Consider the following 18,055-nt stretch of genomic DNA (forward strand, 5'->3'; position numbering starts at 1 on the left):
GCGTTCGGCCTTCACGGTCAGCATGTTCCGCTCGACGTCGATGTCGATCGCCTCCGGGTCCACGCCCGGCAGGTCGAAGCAGACCACGTACTCGTAGCCCACCCGGTAGGCGTCCAACGGCATCGGCGCCGGTCGCGACCAGGTCCCGTTCGCTCCCACGAATTGCTGGGTCAGCCGCTCCAGTTCGCGGAACGGGTCAGTGCGCATCAGCATCGCGAAACACCTCCATTGATCAGTTGGGTGCCAGTGCGCTTCACCTGAATCCGTTCTAGCATGTCATCCATCCGATGACAAGCAGCCGAGTCACCCAAGGAGTGACATACGTGGGGAAGCGCCCCGAGACACCCGACACCGACCGCCCCACCCCCACCGGTCCGACGTCCTTCCTCGCCGCGGCGACCGCGCTCGCCGCCATCGACGACGCCGTCCACGCCGCCCGCACCACTGACGCCACCGGCACAGCGGACGCCGACACCACCGGCCCCCAACCCGCGCTCGCCGCGCTCGTCCTGCTGCGCGAGCTGCGCACCGAACTCGCCGGCTGGGAAGCCGCGTTGGTCGAGACCGCCCGCGCCGAAGGCGCCACCTGGGCCGACCTCGCCCGCCCCATGGGAGTCGCCAGCCGCCAGGCGGCCGAGAACCGCTACCTGCGCCTGCGCCCCAGCCACACCACCCGGCAGACCGACGAGGAGACCGGCGCCGAACGCGTCAAAGCCGTACGCGACCGCCGTGCCGCCGACCGAGCCGTCACCGCCTGGGCCCGCGACCACGCCGCCGACCTGCGCATCCTCGCCGCTCGCATCACCGCCTCCGAAGACATCGCAGCTGCCGGCAACCCCACCCTGACCGCGCTCACCGCCGCGCTGGGCACCTCCGACGCGGCGGACCTGATAGCACCGCTCACCGACATCCGCCCCCACCTCGGCACCGCCCACCCCGACATCGCCGCCCGCCTCGACGACCTCACCCGCCGAACCGACCGACTCCGCCATGACAGCGACCAGCAACGCGCCTGACCAGCCCACCACCGACGACCCATGGCAGCACCTCCTCGACCGGATCACCGCCCTCCAACACCGCATCCACCAGCTCGACGCCACCACGACCAAAGCACTCGACACCCACCTCGCCCGACTCGAAGCCCTCCACCACGGCCTCGCCCACCACCCCTGGCCCCCCGACCCGGCCCCGCACCCCGCCCTCCGGCAGACCCCACTCAACCCCGACAGGGAACGGGAGCGGACACCGGCATGACGCAGGGTCCGGACGTCGGCGGTCCGGGCCGTCGGCCCAGCTGCCTCCGCTGGCCGCCGGCCCGGAGGTGCGGGCGTGCTCATCGAGTCGTCCGACGGACGGAGGAGCAACGCCCGCCCCAGCCCCGGCGTCTGGCCCGGGCGGACGCTGCAGCCCCGTTGCTGCGGGGTGTCAGGACCACAGGTGGGTGGGCGAGGGGGCTGGCGCCGGATTGTGACTGAGGACGGTGTGCAGGCAGCGGACGGCGTTCTCGGCGTCGGCGAGTTCGGCGGGATCGGGGACACGGGTGCCGAAGTACCGCCCGTCCTCGGCGGTCAGGGACCGCCAGCCGAGGACGGGGGTGAGGGCGGTGGTGGCCCGGGCGAGGAACCAGGCGAGGCGGCCGTGGGTGCGAGCCACGCCGATTGCGATCACCGCCAGGGCCTCCCGCAGATGTTCCAGACGTTCGATCCCCACCAGCTGCTCCTGGACCGCGGCGGGACCGATCACCTCCGCGAGGCGATCGGCGGTCTCGCGGGCCAGCTGCGTGTCCTTCGCGGACAGCTCCCACAGCCCGTCCTGTGCCTGCCGCAGCGCTTCGGCGGCCAGCTTGGAGACCTGCGTGCTCATGCCCGTGCCGGGCGGCTGGGGATCGGTCGGGTCGAGGTCGGTCATCGGCACCCTTTCAGGTGGTGTGTGGTGTGCGGTGGCGACGGGGGGACGGCGGGGTCGTCGGAGACGGTGTCCGGTGGTCTGCGGCACGCGGGCGACCAGTCGTGGCCGCGCGGGGAGCTGGAAGACGATGCTGTCGGCTCGGCGGCCCGGCGGAACCGCACAGGTTCGTGCAGGTTCGTTCAGGCCGGACGAGGCGCAGGAATCGAGGTCGGGGCGGTCGGTCGCGGAGTGCCTCGGAGCCGGACGGTGACGGTGTCCGTCGTCGCTGTCCACATCGAGCGCGACGGCGGGCCGCCCCGTGACAGTCCTGCTCCGATGGTGCGCCTCTGGCTCCGCTGCCCGCAGCCATGGAAACGAAGCTGCCGCCGGCCGACCGGTCGCAGATGCGAAGCATTCCCGCCGCCGGTGTCTGCGCGGTCGATGCACGCGTTACAGTCCCGGCGGTCGGGCAAGGCGCGTGGGTGACCGCGTCCGGACCGTGTCACGGGACGGGAGGGAGGTGCGGACGGTGAAGGCCGCCGGCCACTGGCACGTCGCCCTCGCCGCCGAGGGCGGCAGGGCGCTGGAGCCGGGTATGACCCTGGTGCGCCGCGTGCTGGAGGAGGTACCGCGCGACGGCGCCACCGAGCCCGGATGGCGCGACGACGTGCTGCTGGTGGCGGCCGAGCTGATGTCCAACGCCTGCCGCCACACCCCGGGCCCTACCCGCCTGGACATCGACCTCGACGCCGGTGTGCTCGCCATTGCCGTCACCGACCGGGCCGCGGCACCGCCGATCGTCCGGCCATGGCAGCCCGACCGGCCCCATGGGCACGGCCTGCACATCATCGGCCGGATCGCCATCGCCTGGGGCGTGTCACCCGCCCCAGGCGGCAAGACCGTGTGGGCCGCCCTGCCCGCGCCTCGCGGGTCGGCGGGCTGACAGCGTCTGATCGTTCGTCCGCCGCCGAGCCGGCTCGGGGCGACCGCGAATGCGGTAGGAGAGCCACTGCTGGTGCAACTGCACCCCGTCCGAGGCCCGTGTCAGTGGGTCGGTGCTGCGGGCGGGGCGAGGACCTCTGCGGTGGTGGTTTCGCCGGTGACCAGGGCGCGGGCCAGGGTGGTGAGGCCGCTTCCGGTGCGCTCGGCGTGGGCGCGCAGCAGGGTGAGGGCGTGGTCGACGGTGGTGTTGGCGTCGTGGGCGATCATTCCCTTGGCGCGTTCGAGGGCGGAGCGGGTGGCGAGTGCGCGGGTGATGTGCACGGCCGGGCTCTCTTCCTGCGCGTGCTGGAGGACGGCGAGCAGGGCCAGGTCGGCGAACGCCTGGGCGGCCAGGAGGTGGGTGCCGGTGCAGCGGCCGGGTTCCTGGTCGAAGAGGTTGAGGGCGCCGAGGGTCCGTCCGCGGTGGCGCAGGGGCAGGGCACGGACCCCGGTGTAGCCGGCGTCGAGGGCGACGGGGGTGAAGTCGGGCCACCGGCCCCGGGTGGCCGCGAGGTCGTCGACCAGGACGGGGTGGCCGGCCTGGACGCAGTCAAAGCAGGGGCCCTGGCCGGCGGCGATCTGGCGGCGCTCCAGGCGCCGGACGCGCTCGTCGGATTACGCGATGTCGCGCAGCACGCCGTCCCGTTCCTTGACGACCAGGCCGACGCTGGTGGCCCCGCAGGCGGTGACGCAGTAGCCGATGATCCGGTCGAGGGTCTCGGCGAGGTCGAAGTCGCCGACCAACGAGTGTGCCAGGTCCGCGAAGGCCTCCATGGCCGGCTGGGGTCGGTCCATGCCTGCCTCCCTTGTCGTTGTCAACGCTACGTCTTCTGTTAGTCGCCGGGCCCGAAGTCGATCTTTCTCATGAGCACGTCGCCCGCCACCTCGTCCAGCGCCCGGCCTTCGGTGAAGGCGCGGGCCCGCAGCGCGGCCAGTGCTGTCTCGGCCGGCGCGCGCAGCTGTGCCATCACCATGCCGATGGCCTGGTCGACCTCGACGCTGTCCGTCGCGGGTTCCGGGAACCAGTCGGGGCTGCCGGAGTTGGCGGGGTGGTCGAAGGAACGGGCGAGTGCGAGGGCGGCCAGATCGGCGGCGAGGGTCGCGGCGGCGAGATCGGCCTGGCTCAAGGTGCCGGGGCGGTCGCGGTAGGGCTGGACGAGTCCGAACGCGGTGCCGGCGATGTGCAGGGGGAACCCGAACACTGCGCGGGCGGGTAGGCCCCTGGCTGGAGAGTGGCGGACCAGATCGGCCACCGCGGGGCGTCGGCGCCGTGCACGTCCCCGACGAGGACGGCGTGGCCGCGCTTGAACGCCTCCAGTCCCGGCCCGACGCCGAGGGTGAATTCCAGCTCGCACAGGGCGGCGGCGTCCTCGTCGGACGCGCACAGGGTGTGGTGGTGGGTGGGGTCGGCCATCAGCGCGAGCGCCGCGCCGCGGGCGCCGGTCGCCCGGCCGAAGGCGGTGCACAGCCGGGCGGGCAGGCCAGGGCCGCCGTCCTGGACCGCCGAGGCCATGAGCTGCGCCACGTGGGCGAGGTCCGCCCGTGTTCACCACCCTCCCGCGTCCGGTGCTTGATCGGCATCCTGGGACGCAACACCCCGTGGCCGCCGCCGACGCGGCGTCCCGGGCGCGAGGCACTGGTCGTGCGCGGCCGGCCGGGGACTCCGGGCGCGTCTACCTAGCCGTCGCGCCGGCCCTCGAGCACGGTCGGACCCGCGGGCGGGGAGAGGATCTGCGCGCTGGTGGTCCGTCCGCTCACCAGAGCGTGGGCCACGGCGGTGATGCCCAGTCCGGTACGAGCGGCGCGGCTGCGCAGCAAGGCACGGCCTTCCTCGGGGGTGGTGCGGGCGGCCTGGGCGAGCATGCCGGCGGCGCGTTCGATGGCGGCACGGTCGCGCAGTGCCTGGGCGATGTGCGCGCCGGTGTCCTCGTGGGACTGGATGACGGCGAGGACGGCGAGGTCGGCGAAGGCCTGGGCGATGCGGATGGTGTCGTCGGCGGGGCTGTCGGCGTGGTCGAAGAGGTCGAGGGCGCCGATGGTGCGGCCCCGGTGGCGCAGGGGAAAGGCCCGGGCACCGGTGAACCCGGCGTCGAGGGCGGCGGCGGCGAAGCGGGGCCAGCGCGCGCGGTCCGCCTCGAGATCGTCGGTGAGTACGGCGTAGCCAGCCCGGACGCAGTCGATGCACGGCCCCTCGCCGGTGGACGTCTGTCGGCGTTCCAGAGTCCGGACCGGTTCATCGGTGCAGGCCAGAGAGCGCAGTTTCTCCTCGGCGTCCTGAATGACGAGGCCCGCGCCGGCGGCGCCGCAGGTGCGGGCGCAGTGGCCGATGATCCGATCCAGGGTGTCGGCGAGGTCGAAGTCGTCAACCAGGGTCTGTGTCACGTCCGCGAAGGCCTCGTTGGAGGCCGACCCCGCAGTGGCTTCCTCTGCGGGGTCGGGGTCGGGGGCGGGCGCGGGTGCCATGAGGTGGCGGAGCGCGCCGTCGAGGTCCGTGTGCTGGACGAAGAGGTGGTCGGTCTCGGTGACCTGCAGGACGCGGTCGGCGACTTCGCGCACGCCCGCTAGATGCACGTCCACGTGCCGGGCGTCCGCCGTCCTGCGCAGCCGGAGCAGGGCGTTGAGGGTGATGGAGTAGAAGAAGGCGACGTCGGACAGGTCGACCACGACGGCCCGGACGCCGTCCAGGGACTGGTTGAAGGCCAGCGCCGCGGGGGTCTCCTGGTCGGGTTCCCCGGTCAGCCGGTAGATCAGTACTCCGGCGCGGCGCTCGTGCGTGCAACGGGCACGCGTGGGGCCCTGCCGGCGGGTCCGGGCGGCCGACTGGCGCGGCTTATGGTCCGGGGCGGCACACATCACGGGCTCCCTTCCGTGCCGGCACGTGACGGCACTGGGGCCGGGCGCGGGCCGGGGGTGTCGTCCCACGATGCCGCGGCCCCCTCCAGCACGTCCCACAGATCTTCCGCCCATCGGTGCTCGGCCTCCGTAGCCGGCCCGTCGGGCCCCGTCCCGGACAGCTCCAGGAACGCCGCAATGCCCGCGAGGGCGTGCTGGACCTGGCGCGGCATCGTGCCGGCGTCGCCGGACGGGCGGGGGTCGGTTCCGTCGTGTGGCAGGTGGGCGCGCAGGCGGCACGCAATGCGTTCGTAAGCGTCGGCTGTCAATCGCATCACGGTGTCCTCACGTGGGCGACTCCCCGTTGCCGCCCCTGGGCGGCAACGGCTGTACGACTGCTCGGTCGATCAGTGTCTCTATGGTCTGCCCGGCCGGCACACCAGTCAACCAATACGCGACAATTTTACCGTGCTTTGGATAGCGTGAAGCGATCGCCGTATGATATTGAGCATGGCCGATGTTGCCGGCTCGCAAGTCCCTTGGACGTTTCTGACCAACCACGCACGCGTGCTGGTCCAGATCGCACGCGATCCAGCCCTACGCGTGCGGGACATTGCGGCCCGCTGCGAGCTCACCGAGCGGGCCGTGCAGCGGATCATTGCCGACCTCGAAGCCGACGGCTACCTCCGCCACACCAGGATCGGCCGCAACAACCACTACCAGGTCGTCCCCGACACCGAACTGCGCCACCCCGCGGACGCCGGCGCCACCGTCGCCGATCTCCTGACCGCGGCCCTGACCCGCCACCCCAACGGACAACACACCGAGGACCCACCGGCGGACGGCACCTGACCCCCGGCGGCACGTGCGGTCGCAACACATCGGTGCCCCGCCTCGTCGCCAGGATCGGCACCGAGCGATGCGCCACCCCCATTGGCCGCGCCACGTCCTGCGACGTGTGCCCGGTGGAGAGGTCCCAGACGTTCTGTTCCGGGAGCCGGCCGGGGGAAATCCGAGCCCGCCGGCCTGCCGGGCCCCGCAGCACACCGAGCGACGGCCTCTGAGCCACTGGCCACCACCGGCCTCGACATAGGCACGACTGCGCCGCCCGCCCCGGGCGGCGCAGCGGCGGGTGCGGGCACCGCCCAGGTGATGAACGAATGCCCCGAGCAGGGCGAGGCGCGTTGGAGGCGCAGGCCGCACGGTCTGGCTCCTGTGCGGTGCGGACACCACGGCGACGGCGTCGGACGCCGGCGGTGTACGGGGAAAGCCCCAGCGCTGCAGTCGACTCGGCGGCCGGCCGATGTTGGCGCGCAGGGGCGTCGTTGCGCGGGGTGCCGATGCGGAGGGCTGCGCTGGGGTGCTTCGGGCGCGCGGAGGGTTGGAGCGGCGGAAGTGTTCTGCTGCGTGGGCGCGTGGCCGCGGCTCGTTGTGCCGGAGGGTGAGCCCGTGAAGCGTCGCCAGGACGCCGGGCGGGGTGACTTTGCGCCGCTCGGTGTGCTCCGTAGTGCTCACTGTTGCACTGAGTGGTCTTCCTGGTTGTCGGGGTCGGTGATGCCGGTGCGGTCGGCGGCGTCTGCGGTCGCGTCGTAGCCAGCGCGCGGGCCGTGGACCTTCGGATCGTGCTCCCGTGTGGTCCGGGTGCCCGCGGCCCGGTCGCCGTAGCTGCGGTCTCCCTCGGCGTCCTGCCGGCCTTGCTCGTCGGGCGCCGGTTTGCGAGGTGCGGTCATGGAGTCTCCCCACATCGGATGCTTCCGCCTCCCGGCTACCCCGGCAGCTTGCGGGCAACCTGTCGAAGCAGGGGCGAAGTCGCGCTCAGCAGCCCAGTGCAACGCTGCCGCCGCCGTTACGGCCGCCTCCTGCGTGCCGGATTGCGGCCGTTGCCGGAAGGATTGCGGCCGTTGCCGGAAGGACTGCGGCTCCGGGGTCCGATTGCCGGTCACGTGGTCCTGGTGGAGCCGGTGACTGTGGTGGAGGTGTCGGTCGATGTCGCGCTGGACGCTGGCAGCATTCGGTGCGGGCCCACCCGGTGCGCGCCGATCTTACGGCGGGTGACCTGCCGCTCTCGGCGGGAGCAGCAGCCGCGTGGCCGGATGATCGGAACCGCCGGCGCGGGGTGGGCGGAGCGGCTACAGCGGGTGGAGCGTAGTGGGCGGCGGGTCGCATTCGGCCCAGACGGTATTGCCGCTACCGGCGGGGTGGGTGCCCTGCGCGCGGGCGATGCGGTCGATGATCCGCATCCCGAGGCCGCCGCGGGTGGCATCAGGGGCTGGATGCTGGGCGGGGGCGGGTGAGGTATGGGTGACGGCGTCCGGATCCGCTGCTCGGCGTACGGCCCAGGTCCACGGCCAAGGCGCCGCCGGCGTGCTGGGCGGCATTGGCAAGGAGTCCGGTGCGGGTCGCGCTGGCCCGCGTAGGCGAGAAGTTCAAGAACGGCGTCCTGGCCGCCGTGCGGCGGAAAACCGAAGGCCAGGACGTCGCGGTCAGGAATTCCAAGGCTGTCGCGATGTTCTGCGACAGGTCGATCATGCTGTCCAGCACCAGGCGGTCGTCGACCCACGGAGTGAACTCCTCCCGCCGCCGCTCCACCGCCTCCCACGTCGGCTCGTAGAAGCCGTCGATCTCCCGCGATCGGCCCTCGAGCCGTCGGCGATGTACCGCCGGATCAGAACACTCACCTCGATGAACACCAACGGCACATCACGACGGGACGCCAGCGCCCGCCAGTGCGCCCGCGCCTCCTCCTCCGCGTTGACCGCATCGACGATCACCGTCTGACCCAGGGCCAGTACACCGCCGGCCACGGCCTCGGCCACGACATACGCGGCAAGGCCGGTCGGCTGGCTGCGAGCCACCCCGGCACGCCACATCGCGGCCTCGATCGGATCCACCTGTCGGCGTACCCCTGAACGTGGCTCTGGCAAGATTTTCGTAGCCGAGATCGTTTCGTCCCGATGGTGGGCAGCTATTGACGGTGCTCCACTGAACTGGCTTCGCTGTTCCCGCACTTGACGGGCGTGGTCATGACCTCGGTCGATGGTTCCGGCCCCGTCGTGGTGGTCCAGGCCCGTACTCGGGCCCGGGACCCAGCAGCGTGCACGGGGTGCGGGGCAGCGAGCGACCGGGTCCACAGCCGGTACGTACGACAGCTGGCCGACGCGAGGGTCGGGGGCAGGCCGGTTCGGATCGACTTGAGTGTGCGCCGCCTGTACTGCGAGAACCCGGCCTGCCCGAAGGTGACCTTCGCCGAGCAAATACGAGGGCTGACGGTGCGCTACCAGCGGCGGACCCCCGACGCTGCGGCAGCTGGTCGAGGAGGCCGGTGTCGTGCTGGCCGGCCGGGGCGGGGCCCGGATGCTGAGCATGCTCAACATCGCGCTCTCGCGCTCCACTGTGCTCTCCCAGCTGATGCGGGTACCGCTCCCGCCGCTGGGCACACCCCGGGTGCTCGGGGTGGACGACTTCGCGCTCCACGGCGACACCTACGGCACGCTCCTGGTCGACGCCACGACCCGGCTCCCACTGACGCTCTGGGAGGGCAGGGACGCCGAACAGCTGAGCCGGTGGCTGCGCGAGCATCCGGGTGTCGAGGCCGCCTGCCCCGACGGCTCGCTCACCTACCGGCAGGGCATCGCCGACGGTGCTCCCGACGCGGTCCAGGTCAGCGACCGCTTCCACCTGTGGCAGGGCCTGTCCCGGCGAGTTCAGGACATCGCCGCCGCTCACCGTGGCTGTCTGCCCTCCGCGCTGCCCGCGCCCGAGCCTGCCGGAATGGAACCCGCGGAGAGGTCGTGCACCGATGCTGAGAAGACGGATGGTCCAGCCGTCCGGCACGCGCGGCGGCTGTTCGAAGCTGTGCACGAACTGAGCGATGCCGGCCGTTCCCACAGCTCCGTGGTCCGTGAGCTCGGCCTCGATCGCCGCACCGTGCGCAAGTACGCCCGGGCCCGCACCTGGCAGGAGGTCGTCCGCCGGGCTCCCCGACGCCCGTCGACCTTGGACCCCCTACCTCGACTACCTGCAGCAACGCTGGGACGAGGGCGAGCACAATGCGATGGTTCTTCATCAGGAACTCCTAGGCAAAGGCTTCCTGGGGCACTACCAGCGCGTGAGGACGGCCCTCGCACCCCTCCGCCGCGGCCTGCCCCTGGACGAACCCCGCGAACGTCCACCTTCCCCACGCGAGGCCGCACGCTGGATCATCACCAGACCCGGCCGACACAGCCTGCAGGCCACCGAGGGTCTGCGCCGGCTGCTTGAGCACTGCCCGGAGCTCCGGCTCACCCACGCCCTGGTCCGGGACTTCGCCGCCATGCTAGACACTCGCGACTCCACCTCGCTGCCGGACTGGCTCGGGCGCCTCGCCAGCAGCGGGCTGATGCCCCTCGCCGGCGTCGCCGCCGCCCTGCGTGAAGACCGCCACGCGGTCGCCCAAGGCATCACCACGCACCACAACTCCGGCGTCAACGAGGGCCGGATCACCGACGTGAAGCTCCAGAAACGCATCATGGGCGGCCGTGCCGGCGTCCCGCTTCTCCGTCACCGAGTCGTACTGATCGCCCGCCTACGCCGCCGGTACACGGGCCAAACCTCTACTGACCTTGGATGATCTCGGGCTACGAAAATCTTGCCAGAGCCAGCTCAAGGCCGTACGCCGACAACCCGGGCACCGGCGCGCTCGGGCACGGCGGTGCGCTCTGCGACCTGCTCGGCGTGCACTTCACCCGCGCCTACGCGGACACCCCGGTCCGCTACGTCCTGAACCACCCGGGCGTGGTGTCCACCGGCTTCGCGGGCGAGTACGACCCCGCCACCGACTCCCGCATCGAGAGCCTGCGCACCCACGGCAAGCCGACCGCCACCGCCGTCGCCCAGATCCTCCCCTTCCTGGACGCACCCCCCGTCCGCCTGACCGCTGTCCTGGAAGGCCGCCGGGTCTCCACCGATACCCCGCCGTTCGACCCCGCCGACGCCGAACACCTGCACCGCATCACGGTCCGACTCCTGGCGGCCCTCGAAGACTGACGGCTCCCGCCCCGAACGCAGAAGCAGGAACCGACCGGACTCTGTTGCTCAATTCGGGGCGGAGGCCCGATCCGGGCCGGCCTTCCTCGTGGAGGACGTCCTCCCATGCCCTGAGCGGCTGCACAGCGGCGAGGGGAGTCAGCCCGTGAGCCTGAACGGCATGACCGAGCCCGCCCGCCCGCTCGCGACTCCGGCAGCGAACCTTGTGGACGAGCGTCCTGCGGCCAGAAGCGAACGCCAGAACGATGCAGCCGCCTCGAAAACGCCCCGGTGAGCGATCATGTTGATCATCCAGCCCGCGGCCATGCTCCCTGCGATGACGTTCTCAACCGGCTGGCTGATTCGGCCGGACTTGAGGGCGGCGGGGCGGCCCGAGACCCCCCGCCGATCAGAAGACCGGCACCTGGCAAGCCGAATACGCCCTCCGGGGCCGGTGTCGAGGGCCCCATCAACCGAGCCCTCGACATCACCGACCTACGCCGGGCCCGCTACTGCGGCCCGCCCAAGACCAGCCTTCGGTATCAGAGTGTCCACCGGTCCGGGCAAAACCCCGGCCTCGATGCCGTGGCGATCAAGTCGTCGATCATGGGGCAGGGCGCGTGGGCGGACAGGCGGATCGGGTCCTACGAGTGGCCGCCGATTCTCGTGGCCTGGGTGTCCGCTGGTATCGGGCGTGCAGTTCCATGCGCGCTGGAGCCCCCCCGGCCACGAGAGGCTCCAGGAATGTCCCGAATCGGTCGCAACAAGGCAGTCGTCGTCCGCGCGGCTGACAGGCCACTCACCGACCATCCGGGTTTGTACGAGATCTGGCGGGTATGCGTTCGCAGGAAACGGGAGGACGGTCTATGCCTCGTTACAGCGAGGACGACGGTGAGCGGCCGAGGAAGGCCCCGCGAAGGTCTGCGGGAGATACGCCGAGGCGGACACCGCGGAAAGACACTGCCCGATTGTCCGTGGCGGCGGCCATGCGAGCCGCGATGGAACAACTGGAAGAGCTTCTGAGTCGGGCGCCCGAGTCGGTGTCCGGGCTGAAGCGTACCGACGAGGGCTGGCAGGCCGACGTGGAGGTGGTGGAAGTCGAGCGAATCCCGGACACGGCGAGCATCATCGCCAGCTACCGGGTGACGCTCGACACCAGGGGGGAGCTGCTGGGCTACGAAAGGACGCGCCGCTACACGCGTGATCAACTCGACCGGCGCACGTGAACGGGTCGGATCGAGTGGGCATCGGGCGGTGCAGGCGTGTCCGTGGAAGGAGGCGCTGTGACGGTCGTACCGCAGGGCGGCGGTGGCAGTGCAGTCGCAGGAGGCAGGGGCTCGGGCACGTTGTACGACGTCGTCGAGCTGATTCTCGACCGGGGACTGGTCATCGACGTGTTCGTGCGGGTGTCCCTCGTGGGCATCGAGATCCTCAAGATCGACGCGCGTATCGTCGTGGCGAGCGTGGACACGTATCTGCGTTTCGCGGAGGCATGCAACCGGCTGGACCTGGAATCCGGCCGCAAGGCACCCACCCAGTTGCCGGAGTTGGTCGGCGAGATGACCGAAGGGGGTGCCCGGGGAAAGAGCAAGGGAGCCCTGACCGGCGCGGTGGAAGCGGTGACGGACACCATACGCCAACACACACAGGGCACGGAGGAGGAGCCGGAGCCGGCCGAAAGGCGCGAGAAGCCACGACCGGCGCGCCGCACACGCACCCGGGAGGAGTGAGTCATGGCCGTCTACGTCTACGCGATCATCGACGCCCATCACCCGGCGCGCATGGACGACCTCACCGGAGTCGGCGATCCTCCTGAGGAGCTCTCCACTGTCGAAGATTCCGACCTGACGGCGATCGTCAGCTCGGTACCAGAAGGACTGCGGGCCCGCCGGCGCGATGTCATGGCTCACCAGAACGTACTCGAACGACTGATGGCCGACGGGCCCGTGCTCCCGCTCAGGTTCGGCACAGTGGCTTCCGATCCCCAGGATGTCCGGGAAATCCTCAAAGAGCGCGGCGACTTCTACCGGGAGCGGCTGCAAGCTCTGACAGGATGCGCGGAGCACTTGCTCAAGGCGTCATTCGACGAAGACTTCATGATCCGACAGGTACTCCGCGAATCCGCCGAGGCGCAGCGACTGAACGAGGAGAGCCGGCGCAGCGGTGATCCCAACGTGAAGGTGCGGCTCGGTGAAATCATCGCGAGGGAACTCCAGGTGCGCAGCGAGTCTGCGGCTGCTCAGGTTCGCGAGGCGATGCGGCCGCTGGCGCGCGAGATCCATGAGAACGAGCTTCACGGTGATGACTTCGTCAGCATTTCCTTCCTGGTGGAGGAGGCTCGCCGCAAGGAGTTCCTCGCCGCCGAAGCGGAACTGGCCGGACAGTGGGGTGAGGGATACCACTTCCGACTGCACGGTTCCCTGCCTCCCTACAGTTTCGTCTAGGAGGACGCCATGGGGCTGATCACGGGCCTGCTGACGCTGCCGCTGGCTCCTGTCCGCGGAGTCGCCTGGGTGGCCCGGCAGGTCGCGGACGCCGCCGAACGCCAGTACTACGACCCGGCTCCAGTCGAGGACGCGCTCAAGTCCCTCGAACAAGAGCTGATCGCCGGACGCATCAGCCAGGAAGAGTTCGATCGACGCGAGGACGACCTATTGGACGAACTCGACGAGATCCACCGGTTCTGGGCTCAGAGACAAGCCTGAAACCGAGGAGCTGTGGTTGGCCGGTCCAGATCCTCCTGGCGTGGACGAGTTGGCGGGCGGGCACGGGATGGTCGCTGTCGTCCACGTGCGCATGGGGGTGCGGGACGTGCTCGTGGCTCCGGTTGGCGCGCGAGCGCCTGAGGGCTTCCCGGAGCAGGCCGACGCCGACAACGACGACCAGGGCGCCGCTGAGCACTCCCAGCCAGCCGAGCAGCGCATCGCCATGACTGCCACCGACCTGCACACGCTGACCGGTGCGTACGCCGCGCACGCTCTCGACCCCGACGAGCGTGCCCGGTGCGAGCTGCACCTGGAACGCTGCGCGGCCTGCGCGATGGAAGGCGCGGAGTTCACCGCCACCCTGGCCAGACTCGGCGCCGCGCAGGCCGTTCCGGTGCCGGCAAGGCTCAAGCACCGAGTGATGGCCTCCCTGGAAACGGTGCGTCAGGATGCACCGGCCAGTGCGCCACGCGCGGCCGACCAGGGCCGAGGCCGGCCGCGGAGGATGTGGCCCCGGCTCGCGCTGGCAGCCTGCCTCGCGCTGGCGGCCGGTGCGGGCGCAGTCGCAGTGCAGCAGCACCAGCAGGCCGGTCGGGCTCGGACCCGGGCGGTCGAGCTGCGGCACCAGCAGGACCGGATCGCCGCTCTCCTGACGTCACCGGACGCCCGGACCACCAGCGGCACGCTCGCCGGCGGCACCGGCACAGCGAGCATCGTCTGGTCGCACCGCCAAGGAACGGCCGCCTTCCTGGCGTCCGGGATGCCGCCACTTCCGCAAGGCACCACCTACCAGCTCTGGTTCGACGACGCCGGGACGATGCGCCCCGCGGGGCTGATGCCCACCGCGAGTGGAGCACTGCTGCTGAGCGGACCGCTGAACGGCGCTCGCGGTGTCGGCGTGACCGTCGAGCCGACAGGCGGCTCCGCACAGCCGACGGGCACGCCACTGGTCCTGCTTCCGATCAGCTGAGCAGCGCGGTCAGGTGGGCCCGCCCCACCCCTTTGACTGGTGCCGCTCCGGATTCCGGGGATCTCACGGTAGTGGCTGTGCTACGTTCCGTAAGCCAACCGAACATTGATGACCCCGGCGGTGCGCCAACACCCCGGGGTCCGGCACCAGGAGCTGTAACTCCGATGCAGGTTCATCGTAGCGCGCACGCGCGCGACTTCACCGTGTTGCCCAACGCAGCCCTTCAGGACCGTCGTCTGTCCTTCACCGCTCGCGGGCTCCTCGCCGATCTGCTGTCCCGGCCGGATCGGTGGCGTGAGGACGCCCGGCAGATGGCCGACACCAGTACGCAGAGCCGTGCTGCGGTCCGAAAGGCCCTCAGGGAGCTGATGGAGGCCGGTTACTACCGGGTGGAGAAGGTCCGGATGCCCGACGGCACCATCCGCTCGGAGGCGCACGTGTACGACACGCCGCAGGCGGCAGGGTCGGAGGCTACGCGGTGGCCCGTTGAAACGAGAAGTACAAAGGCCAAGCCGGATACGCCCCGTCCGGCGCCCGGTGAGGCGGACTCCGGTGCTGCTGGCGTCCCTGAAGTAAAGAACCCGGCCAAAGTACCCTCCCTCCCCGGCGGCGCGCGGGACGAGCGGGTGACAGTCGACGCGGACGGGCGGGTTCGCGAGGCGGCGGTCGAACTGCATCGCGTGCTCGCCGCCGAGCCGAGGCTTCGGCTCGGCGCGGTGGAGGCGCTGCAGCTTGCGCCCCTGGTGGCACGGTGGCTGGGGGCCGGCTGCGGTCGGGCCGAGCTGGCGGCTGCGCTGTTGCCGGGCCTGCCGCGGACCATCCACTCGCCTGCGGCGGTTCTCCGGGATCGGCTGACGCGGAAGATGCCGGTGACGGTTGCTGGTGACCAGCCCGTCGACCGGCTGGGGGAGTGTCCGAAGTGCGCGTGTCCGAGCCGCGGTTCACGCCTCTGCGGGACGTGTCGGGGAGGACCGGTGACCTTCCCCGGCCCCGGCATCGGCGGGGGCGCGGCGTTCACGGCGTCCGGCGCGGCCCGGGCGCGCGCGGCGATGCGAGAAGCCCGCGAAGTCGTGACCGTACACGTCGGCTGACGCCTGTGCTCCGGCGACGCGCCCGCCGGTTGTGTCAGGTGACGGTGATCCGGGCGAGTGCCCACGAGGTGTGGTCGAAGGAGGAGCGGTTGTTGGCGTCCTCGACGACCAGTCGCAGCACCCGTACCCCGGTCACGTCGACGTCGAGGCCGACCGGGCCGGTGGCGGCGGTCAGGGTCCCGGTGGAGGCGAGCAGCGCGCCGTCGCCGTACACCTTGGCGCGGGTCGCGCCGACGTTGCTCTGCTTCGCGGAGAAGTCGTCGATGCCGACCAGCGTCCGGAAGCGGGCCGCGGCTCCGCCTAGGTGGTAGGCGATCTCGCTGGGGGCGTGGACGCCGAGGCCCTTCGGGTAGGTGGTGCCGCCGAAGGCGATCGGCGTGCCGTCGCCGGAGGCGTCCTTGCCGTTGGAGGTGTCGCGTTCGACGGGGCCCCAGCCGTTGGTGGCGCTGATCCAGGCCAGGTCGGACAGGTAGGAGTCGGCGGTCGGCGGCGGCGGGGGTGTGGCCGTGCCGCCCGCGCCCGCGTACCGGACGGGGCCCCACGGTGTCTGCGCGGTGCCTTCGGCGGTCAGTTCGAACCGTGCCGCCGGTGCGGCGCCGGTAGACGGGGTGACGGTCCAGGTCGCGGTGAGCCGCTCACCGGCGGCGATCCGATCCGCACCGGTTGCGGACGTCGCCACGGCGGTCCAGCCGGTCGGGACGCGCAGGGTCAGGCCGGCCGTGTCCCAGGAGCGCGACGAGCCGTTGCCGAGCGTCGCCGTCACGGTGAACGCGATGCCGGGGACCACCAGGGACGGGACGGCCAGGTGGACGCCGAACGCCAGGCGCGGGTACGGGTCCTTCCACGCGGCGCGCATCAGCGCGACGAGTTCCTTCGCCTTCGCCGGGTAGGTCTGGACGAGGTTGGTGGTCTCCCCAACGTCGGCGGAGAGGTCGTACAGCTCGACCTGCCACTTGTCGTCCGGCAGGGTGTGGTCGCGCTGCGGCGCGAACCGCACCGCCTTCCACTTCCCCTGCCGCAGGGCCTCGGCGAGCCAGGTGCCGCGCTTGTTGTCCACGGCGTTCTCGCGGCTGGTTGTCCCCAGCTCGTCGCGGAACCAGTACAGGTGGTCGTGGAGCGCCCCGTCCGGGCTGCCGGTGATCAGCGGGGCGGCCGACAGACCGTCGATGTCGGTCGGTGCCGGGGCGCCGCCGAGTTCGGCCAGCGTCGGGAGGACGTCGGTCAGCTGGGTGACGCGGGCGGTGGTGCCCTGCGGGACCCGCCCGGGGGCCCAGGCGATCAACGGCACCCGCACACCGCCCTCGTAGAGGTTGCGCTTGTAGCCGCGCAGCGGCCCGTTGGCGTCGAACAGGTCCGGGTCCACGCCGCCCTCCTCGTGCGGCCCGTTGTCACTGGTGACGATCACCACGGTGTCCCGGTCCAGTCCGGTGGCGCGGAGCTGGTCGATCACCCGGCCGACCAGGGCGTCGAACCAACTGACCTGCGCGGCGTGGCCCTTGTTGGCGGCCGTCCACGAGCGGGACGCGTACGCGCCCTGGTCGGGGATGTCACTCGGGGCGTGCGGCACGTTCGGCGTGAGCACCAGCAGGAACGGCTCCGCCGCGTTGGCGGCGACGAAGTCGGACGCGTGCCGGGCCAGCAGCTCCGGCGCATACACCGCCTTGGCGCCGCCCGCGTTCTGCGGGATCGCCTCCTTCACCCCGTTGTGCCACAGGTGCTCGGGGAAGTAGTCGTGCGCGTGGCCGTGGTCGATGTAGCCGTAGAACTCCTCGAAGCCGCGCGCGTTCGGGTGGCTGGGCTGCGCCGCCTGCTCGGGGCCGAAGCCCCACTTGCCGATCAGCGCGGTCCGGTAGCCGCGGGCCCGCAGCACCTCGCCGAAGGTGGTGTCCGTGTCCACGAAGGAGCCCTGCCCGCCGGCCTGCGGGTTGGCGCGGACGGTGGCGTGTCCGGCGTGCAGGCCGGTGTAGAACGACGCCCGCGAGGGTGCGCAGACCGGCGCGGTTGCGTACGCGTCGGTGAACCGCAGCCCTTCGGCCGCGAGGGCGTCGATCCGGGGCGTACGGATCAGTTTCTGGCCGTACGAACCGAGTTCGCCGTATCCGAGGTCGTCCGCGAGGACCACCACGAGGTTCGGCGGCCGGGAGCCGGCCGTCACCCCCGCGGCCTCGGCGCGCGCGGCCGTCGCTGCGGCGGTGGACACGGCCGGCAGGCCGATCAGCGCGGCCGAGCCGGCCAGGAACGTACGGCGGTCGGGCATGGCGGTCCCTCGGGTCCGGGAGTGGGAGTTGCACCGATCGTCCACGCCCGGACCCGACATGGCCATGCACAGGCCATGAAGATCATGTGACATGACCCGGCCTGTCTGGGCGGTGGGCAGCGCCATCCGCAGCACGGAACAGTCGGACCGGGTCCGGGGCATCTCGGTGAGCAGGGCCGGCCTACCTTCAACGCTTGTTGCGCGCAGGAACTGGCAATGCCCCATAGCAAGCTGCGGCCATGCTGGCGGACCGGCCCTGACCTGAGAGGGCGGTATGTGACGTGATGTCGTATCTGTCGCCTGGAATGTGGGGGACCGCGGCATCCGT

22 protein-coding genes and 3 pseudogenes are annotated in these 18,055 nt (G+C 71.5%); 15 read left to right on the forward strand and 10 right to left on the reverse strand.

Annotated features, from left to right (window positions below; all coding sequences use genetic code 11):
* The coding region (locus ACGFX4_RS38900; RefSeq protein WP_393085472.1) for an Hsp20/alpha crystallin family protein at nt 1-213 on the reverse strand (213 nt) is incomplete at its 3' end.
* Between the two features lie 110 nt (nt 214-323).
* Between ACGFX4_RS38900 and ACGFX4_RS38905 the strand changes: the two genes are divergently transcribed.
* The gene (locus ACGFX4_RS38905) at nt 324-1,016 is read left to right on the forward strand and encodes a type III effector protein (RefSeq protein ID WP_393085474.1); all 693 of its coding nucleotides are present in this window, start codon (nt 324-326) and stop codon (nt 1,014-1,016) included.
* Nucleotides 991-1,254 carry a hypothetical protein gene (locus ACGFX4_RS38910; RefSeq protein ID WP_393085476.1) on the forward strand — a complete coding sequence of 88 codons (264 nt, stop codon included), beginning with the start codon at nt 991-993 and terminating at the stop codon, nt 1,252-1,254. The genes ACGFX4_RS38905 and ACGFX4_RS38910 overlap by 26 nt, the downstream gene beginning before the upstream one ends.
* Before the next feature lie 171 nt (nt 1,255-1,425).
* Here ACGFX4_RS38910 and ACGFX4_RS38915 read toward each other — a convergent pair whose 3' ends face one another.
* Nucleotides 1,426-1,908, reverse strand: a complete 483-nt coding sequence (locus ACGFX4_RS38915; protein WP_393085478.1) for a hypothetical protein — start codon at nt 1,906-1,908, stop codon at nt 1,426-1,428.
* 508 nt (nt 1,909-2,416) lie between these two features.
* Here ACGFX4_RS38915 and ACGFX4_RS38920 point away from each other — a divergent pair.
* Nucleotides 2,417-2,830 (forward strand): ATP-binding protein, encoded by a 414-nt coding sequence (locus ACGFX4_RS38920; protein WP_393085480.1) that lies wholly within the window; start codon nt 2,417-2,419, stop codon nt 2,828-2,830.
* A gap of 101 nt (nt 2,831-2,931) precedes the next feature.
* Here ACGFX4_RS38920 and ACGFX4_RS38925 read toward each other — a convergent pair whose 3' ends face one another.
* From ACGFX4_RS38925 to ACGFX4_RS38950, 6 genes and pseudogenes are all read right to left on the reverse strand, one after another.
* Nucleotides 2,932-3,150, reverse strand: coding sequence for an ANTAR domain-containing protein (locus tag ACGFX4_RS38925; RefSeq protein ID WP_393085482.1), 219 nt, complete (start codon nt 3,148-3,150; stop codon nt 2,932-2,934).
* 45 nt (nt 3,151-3,195) lie between these two features.
* Nucleotides 3,196-3,462 (reverse strand): annotated as a pseudogene (locus tag ACGFX4_RS38930) (GAF domain-containing protein); the annotation flags it as partial.
* A gap of 21 nt (nt 3,463-3,483) precedes the next feature.
* Nucleotides 3,484-3,663, reverse strand: a complete 180-nt coding sequence (locus tag ACGFX4_RS38935) for a hypothetical protein (protein ID WP_393085484.1) — start codon at nt 3,661-3,663, stop codon at nt 3,484-3,486.
* A gap of 38 nt (nt 3,664-3,701) precedes the next feature.
* Complete coding sequence (locus ACGFX4_RS38940; RefSeq protein ID WP_393085486.1) at nt 3,702-3,995, reverse strand: ANTAR domain-containing protein; 294 nt, start codon at nt 3,993-3,995, stop codon at nt 3,702-3,704.
* Nucleotides 3,992-4,393 (reverse strand): hypothetical protein, encoded by a 402-nt coding sequence (locus ACGFX4_RS38945; RefSeq protein WP_393085488.1) that lies wholly within the window; start codon nt 4,391-4,393, stop codon nt 3,992-3,994. Before ACGFX4_RS38945 ends, ACGFX4_RS38940 begins: the two co-directional genes overlap by 4 nt.
* A 152-nt stretch (nt 4,394-4,545) precedes the next feature.
* A complete protein-coding gene (locus ACGFX4_RS38950; protein WP_393085490.1) occupies nt 4,546-5,721 on the reverse strand; it encodes a GAF domain-containing protein in 1,176 nt (391 codons plus the stop codon).
* Nucleotides 5,722-6,210: 489 nt separating this feature from the next.
* On the opposite strand from ACGFX4_RS38950, the gene ACGFX4_RS38955 reads away from it, so the two are divergent.
* The gene (locus ACGFX4_RS38955; RefSeq protein ID WP_393085492.1) at nt 6,211-6,552 is read left to right on the forward strand and encodes a helix-turn-helix transcriptional regulator; all 342 of its coding nucleotides are present in this window, start codon (nt 6,211-6,213) and stop codon (nt 6,550-6,552) included.
* A 659-nt stretch (nt 6,553-7,211) separates the two neighbouring features.
* Here ACGFX4_RS38955 and ACGFX4_RS38960 read toward each other — a convergent pair.
* Entirely contained in the window at nt 7,212-7,430 is a 219-nt protein-coding gene (locus ACGFX4_RS38960) for a hypothetical protein (protein WP_393085494.1), read from the reverse strand.
* Nucleotides 7,431-8,092: 662 nt separating this feature from the next.
* Between ACGFX4_RS38960 and ACGFX4_RS38965 the strand changes: the two genes are divergently transcribed.
* From ACGFX4_RS38965 to ACGFX4_RS39015, 11 genes and pseudogenes are all read left to right on the forward strand, one after another.
* Nucleotides 8,093-8,311 (forward strand): hypothetical protein, encoded by a 219-nt coding sequence (locus tag ACGFX4_RS38965; RefSeq protein WP_393085496.1) that lies wholly within the window; start codon nt 8,093-8,095, stop codon nt 8,309-8,311.
* Nucleotides 8,312-8,723: 412 nt separating this feature from the next.
* Nucleotides 8,724-8,861: pseudogene (locus ACGFX4_RS38970) on the forward strand (hypothetical protein); the annotation flags it as partial.
* Nucleotides 8,862-9,108: 247 nt separating this feature from the next.
* Nucleotides 9,109-9,360: pseudogene (locus ACGFX4_RS38975) on the forward strand (transposase); the annotation flags it as partial.
* Nucleotides 9,361-9,754: 394 nt separating this feature from the next.
* Nucleotides 9,755-10,309, forward strand: coding sequence for a transposase (locus ACGFX4_RS38980; protein WP_393085498.1), 555 nt, complete (start codon nt 9,755-9,757; stop codon nt 10,307-10,309).
* On the forward strand, nt 10,306-10,725 hold the full coding sequence (locus tag ACGFX4_RS38985; RefSeq protein ID WP_393085500.1) for a hypothetical protein: 420 nt from the start codon (nt 10,306-10,308) through the stop codon (nt 10,723-10,725). Before ACGFX4_RS38980 ends, ACGFX4_RS38985 begins: the two co-directional genes overlap by 4 nt.
* Nucleotides 10,726-11,570: 845 nt before the next feature.
* Complete coding sequence (locus tag ACGFX4_RS38990) at nt 11,571-11,930, forward strand: gas vesicle protein (RefSeq protein WP_393085502.1); 360 nt, start codon at nt 11,571-11,573, stop codon at nt 11,928-11,930.
* 57 nt (nt 11,931-11,987) lie between these two features.
* A complete protein-coding gene (locus ACGFX4_RS38995; protein WP_393085504.1) occupies nt 11,988-12,434 on the forward strand; it encodes a gas vesicle structural protein GvpA in 447 nt (148 codons plus the stop codon).
* 3 nt (nt 12,435-12,437) lie between these two features.
* A complete protein-coding gene (locus tag ACGFX4_RS39000; RefSeq protein WP_393085506.1) occupies nt 12,438-13,148 on the forward strand; it encodes a GvpL/GvpF family gas vesicle protein in 711 nt (236 codons plus the stop codon).
* A 9-nt stretch (nt 13,149-13,157) separates the two neighbouring features.
* Nucleotides 13,158-13,409 carry a gas vesicle protein GvpG gene (locus tag ACGFX4_RS39005; RefSeq protein ID WP_393085508.1) on the forward strand — a complete coding sequence of 84 codons (252 nt, stop codon included), beginning with the start codon at nt 13,158-13,160 and terminating at the stop codon, nt 13,407-13,409.
* 40 nt (nt 13,410-13,449) lie between these two features.
* On the forward strand, nt 13,450-14,379 hold the full coding sequence (locus ACGFX4_RS39010) for an anti-sigma factor domain-containing protein (RefSeq protein ID WP_393085510.1): 930 nt from the start codon (nt 13,450-13,452) through the stop codon (nt 14,377-14,379).
* A gap of 164 nt (nt 14,380-14,543) precedes the next feature.
* Nucleotides 14,544-15,470 (forward strand): hypothetical protein, encoded by a 927-nt coding sequence (locus tag ACGFX4_RS39015; RefSeq protein ID WP_393085512.1) that lies wholly within the window; start codon nt 14,544-14,546, stop codon nt 15,468-15,470.
* 34 nt (nt 15,471-15,504) lie between these two features.
* On the opposite strand, the gene ACGFX4_RS39020 is transcribed toward ACGFX4_RS39015, so the two are convergent.
* Nucleotides 15,505-17,727 (reverse strand): sulfatase-like hydrolase/transferase, encoded by a 2,223-nt coding sequence (locus ACGFX4_RS39020; RefSeq protein ID WP_393085513.1) that lies wholly within the window; start codon nt 17,725-17,727, stop codon nt 15,505-15,507.
* Nucleotides 17,728-18,055 lie beyond the last annotated feature (328 nt).

Origin of the sequence: Kitasatospora sp. NPDC048365, assembly GCF_043200835.1 — a bacterium.
Lineage (GTDB): Bacteria > Actinomycetota > Actinomycetes > Streptomycetales > Streptomycetaceae > Kitasatospora > Kitasatospora terrestris.

What these genes read in the sequence shown, in the direction of transcription:
- ACGFX4_RS38910 (WP_393085476.1), top strand. Translation starts at nt 991, where the DNA reads ATGACAGCGACCAGCAACGCGCCTGACCAGCCCACCACCGACGACCCA.
- ACGFX4_RS38915 (WP_393085478.1), bottom strand. Translation starts at nt 1,908, where the DNA reads ATGACCGACCTCGACCCGACCGATCCCCAGCCGCCCGGCACGGGCATG.
- ACGFX4_RS38935 (WP_393085484.1), bottom strand. Translation starts at nt 3,663, where the DNA reads ATGGACCGACCCCAGCCGGCCATGGAGGCCTTCGCGGACCTGGCACAC.
- ACGFX4_RS38950 (WP_393085490.1), bottom strand. Translation starts at nt 5,721, where the DNA reads ATGTGTGCCGCCCCGGACCATAAGCCGCGCCAGTCGGCCGCCCGGACC.
- ACGFX4_RS38955 (WP_393085492.1), top strand. Translation starts at nt 6,211, where the DNA reads ATGGCCGATGTTGCCGGCTCGCAAGTCCCTTGGACGTTTCTGACCAAC.
- ACGFX4_RS38960 (WP_393085494.1), bottom strand. Translation starts at nt 7,430, where the DNA reads ATGACCGCACCTCGCAAACCGGCGCCCGACGAGCAAGGCCGGCAGGAC.
- ACGFX4_RS38980 (WP_393085498.1), top strand. Translation starts at nt 9,755, where the DNA reads ATGGTTCTTCATCAGGAACTCCTAGGCAAAGGCTTCCTGGGGCACTAC.
- ACGFX4_RS38985 (WP_393085500.1), top strand. Translation starts at nt 10,306, where the DNA reads ATGATCTCGGGCTACGAAAATCTTGCCAGAGCCAGCTCAAGGCCGTAC.
- ACGFX4_RS38990 (WP_393085502.1), top strand. Translation starts at nt 11,571, where the DNA reads ATGCCTCGTTACAGCGAGGACGACGGTGAGCGGCCGAGGAAGGCCCCG.
- ACGFX4_RS39000 (WP_393085506.1), top strand. Translation starts at nt 12,438, where the DNA reads ATGGCCGTCTACGTCTACGCGATCATCGACGCCCATCACCCGGCGCGC.
- ACGFX4_RS39005 (WP_393085508.1), top strand. Translation starts at nt 13,158, where the DNA reads ATGGGGCTGATCACGGGCCTGCTGACGCTGCCGCTGGCTCCTGTCCGC.
- ACGFX4_RS39015 (WP_393085512.1), top strand. Translation starts at nt 14,544, where the DNA reads ATGCAGGTTCATCGTAGCGCGCACGCGCGCGACTTCACCGTGTTGCCC.
- ACGFX4_RS39020 (WP_393085513.1), bottom strand. Translation starts at nt 17,727, where the DNA reads ATGCCCGACCGCCGTACGTTCCTGGCCGGCTCGGCCGCGCTGATCGGC.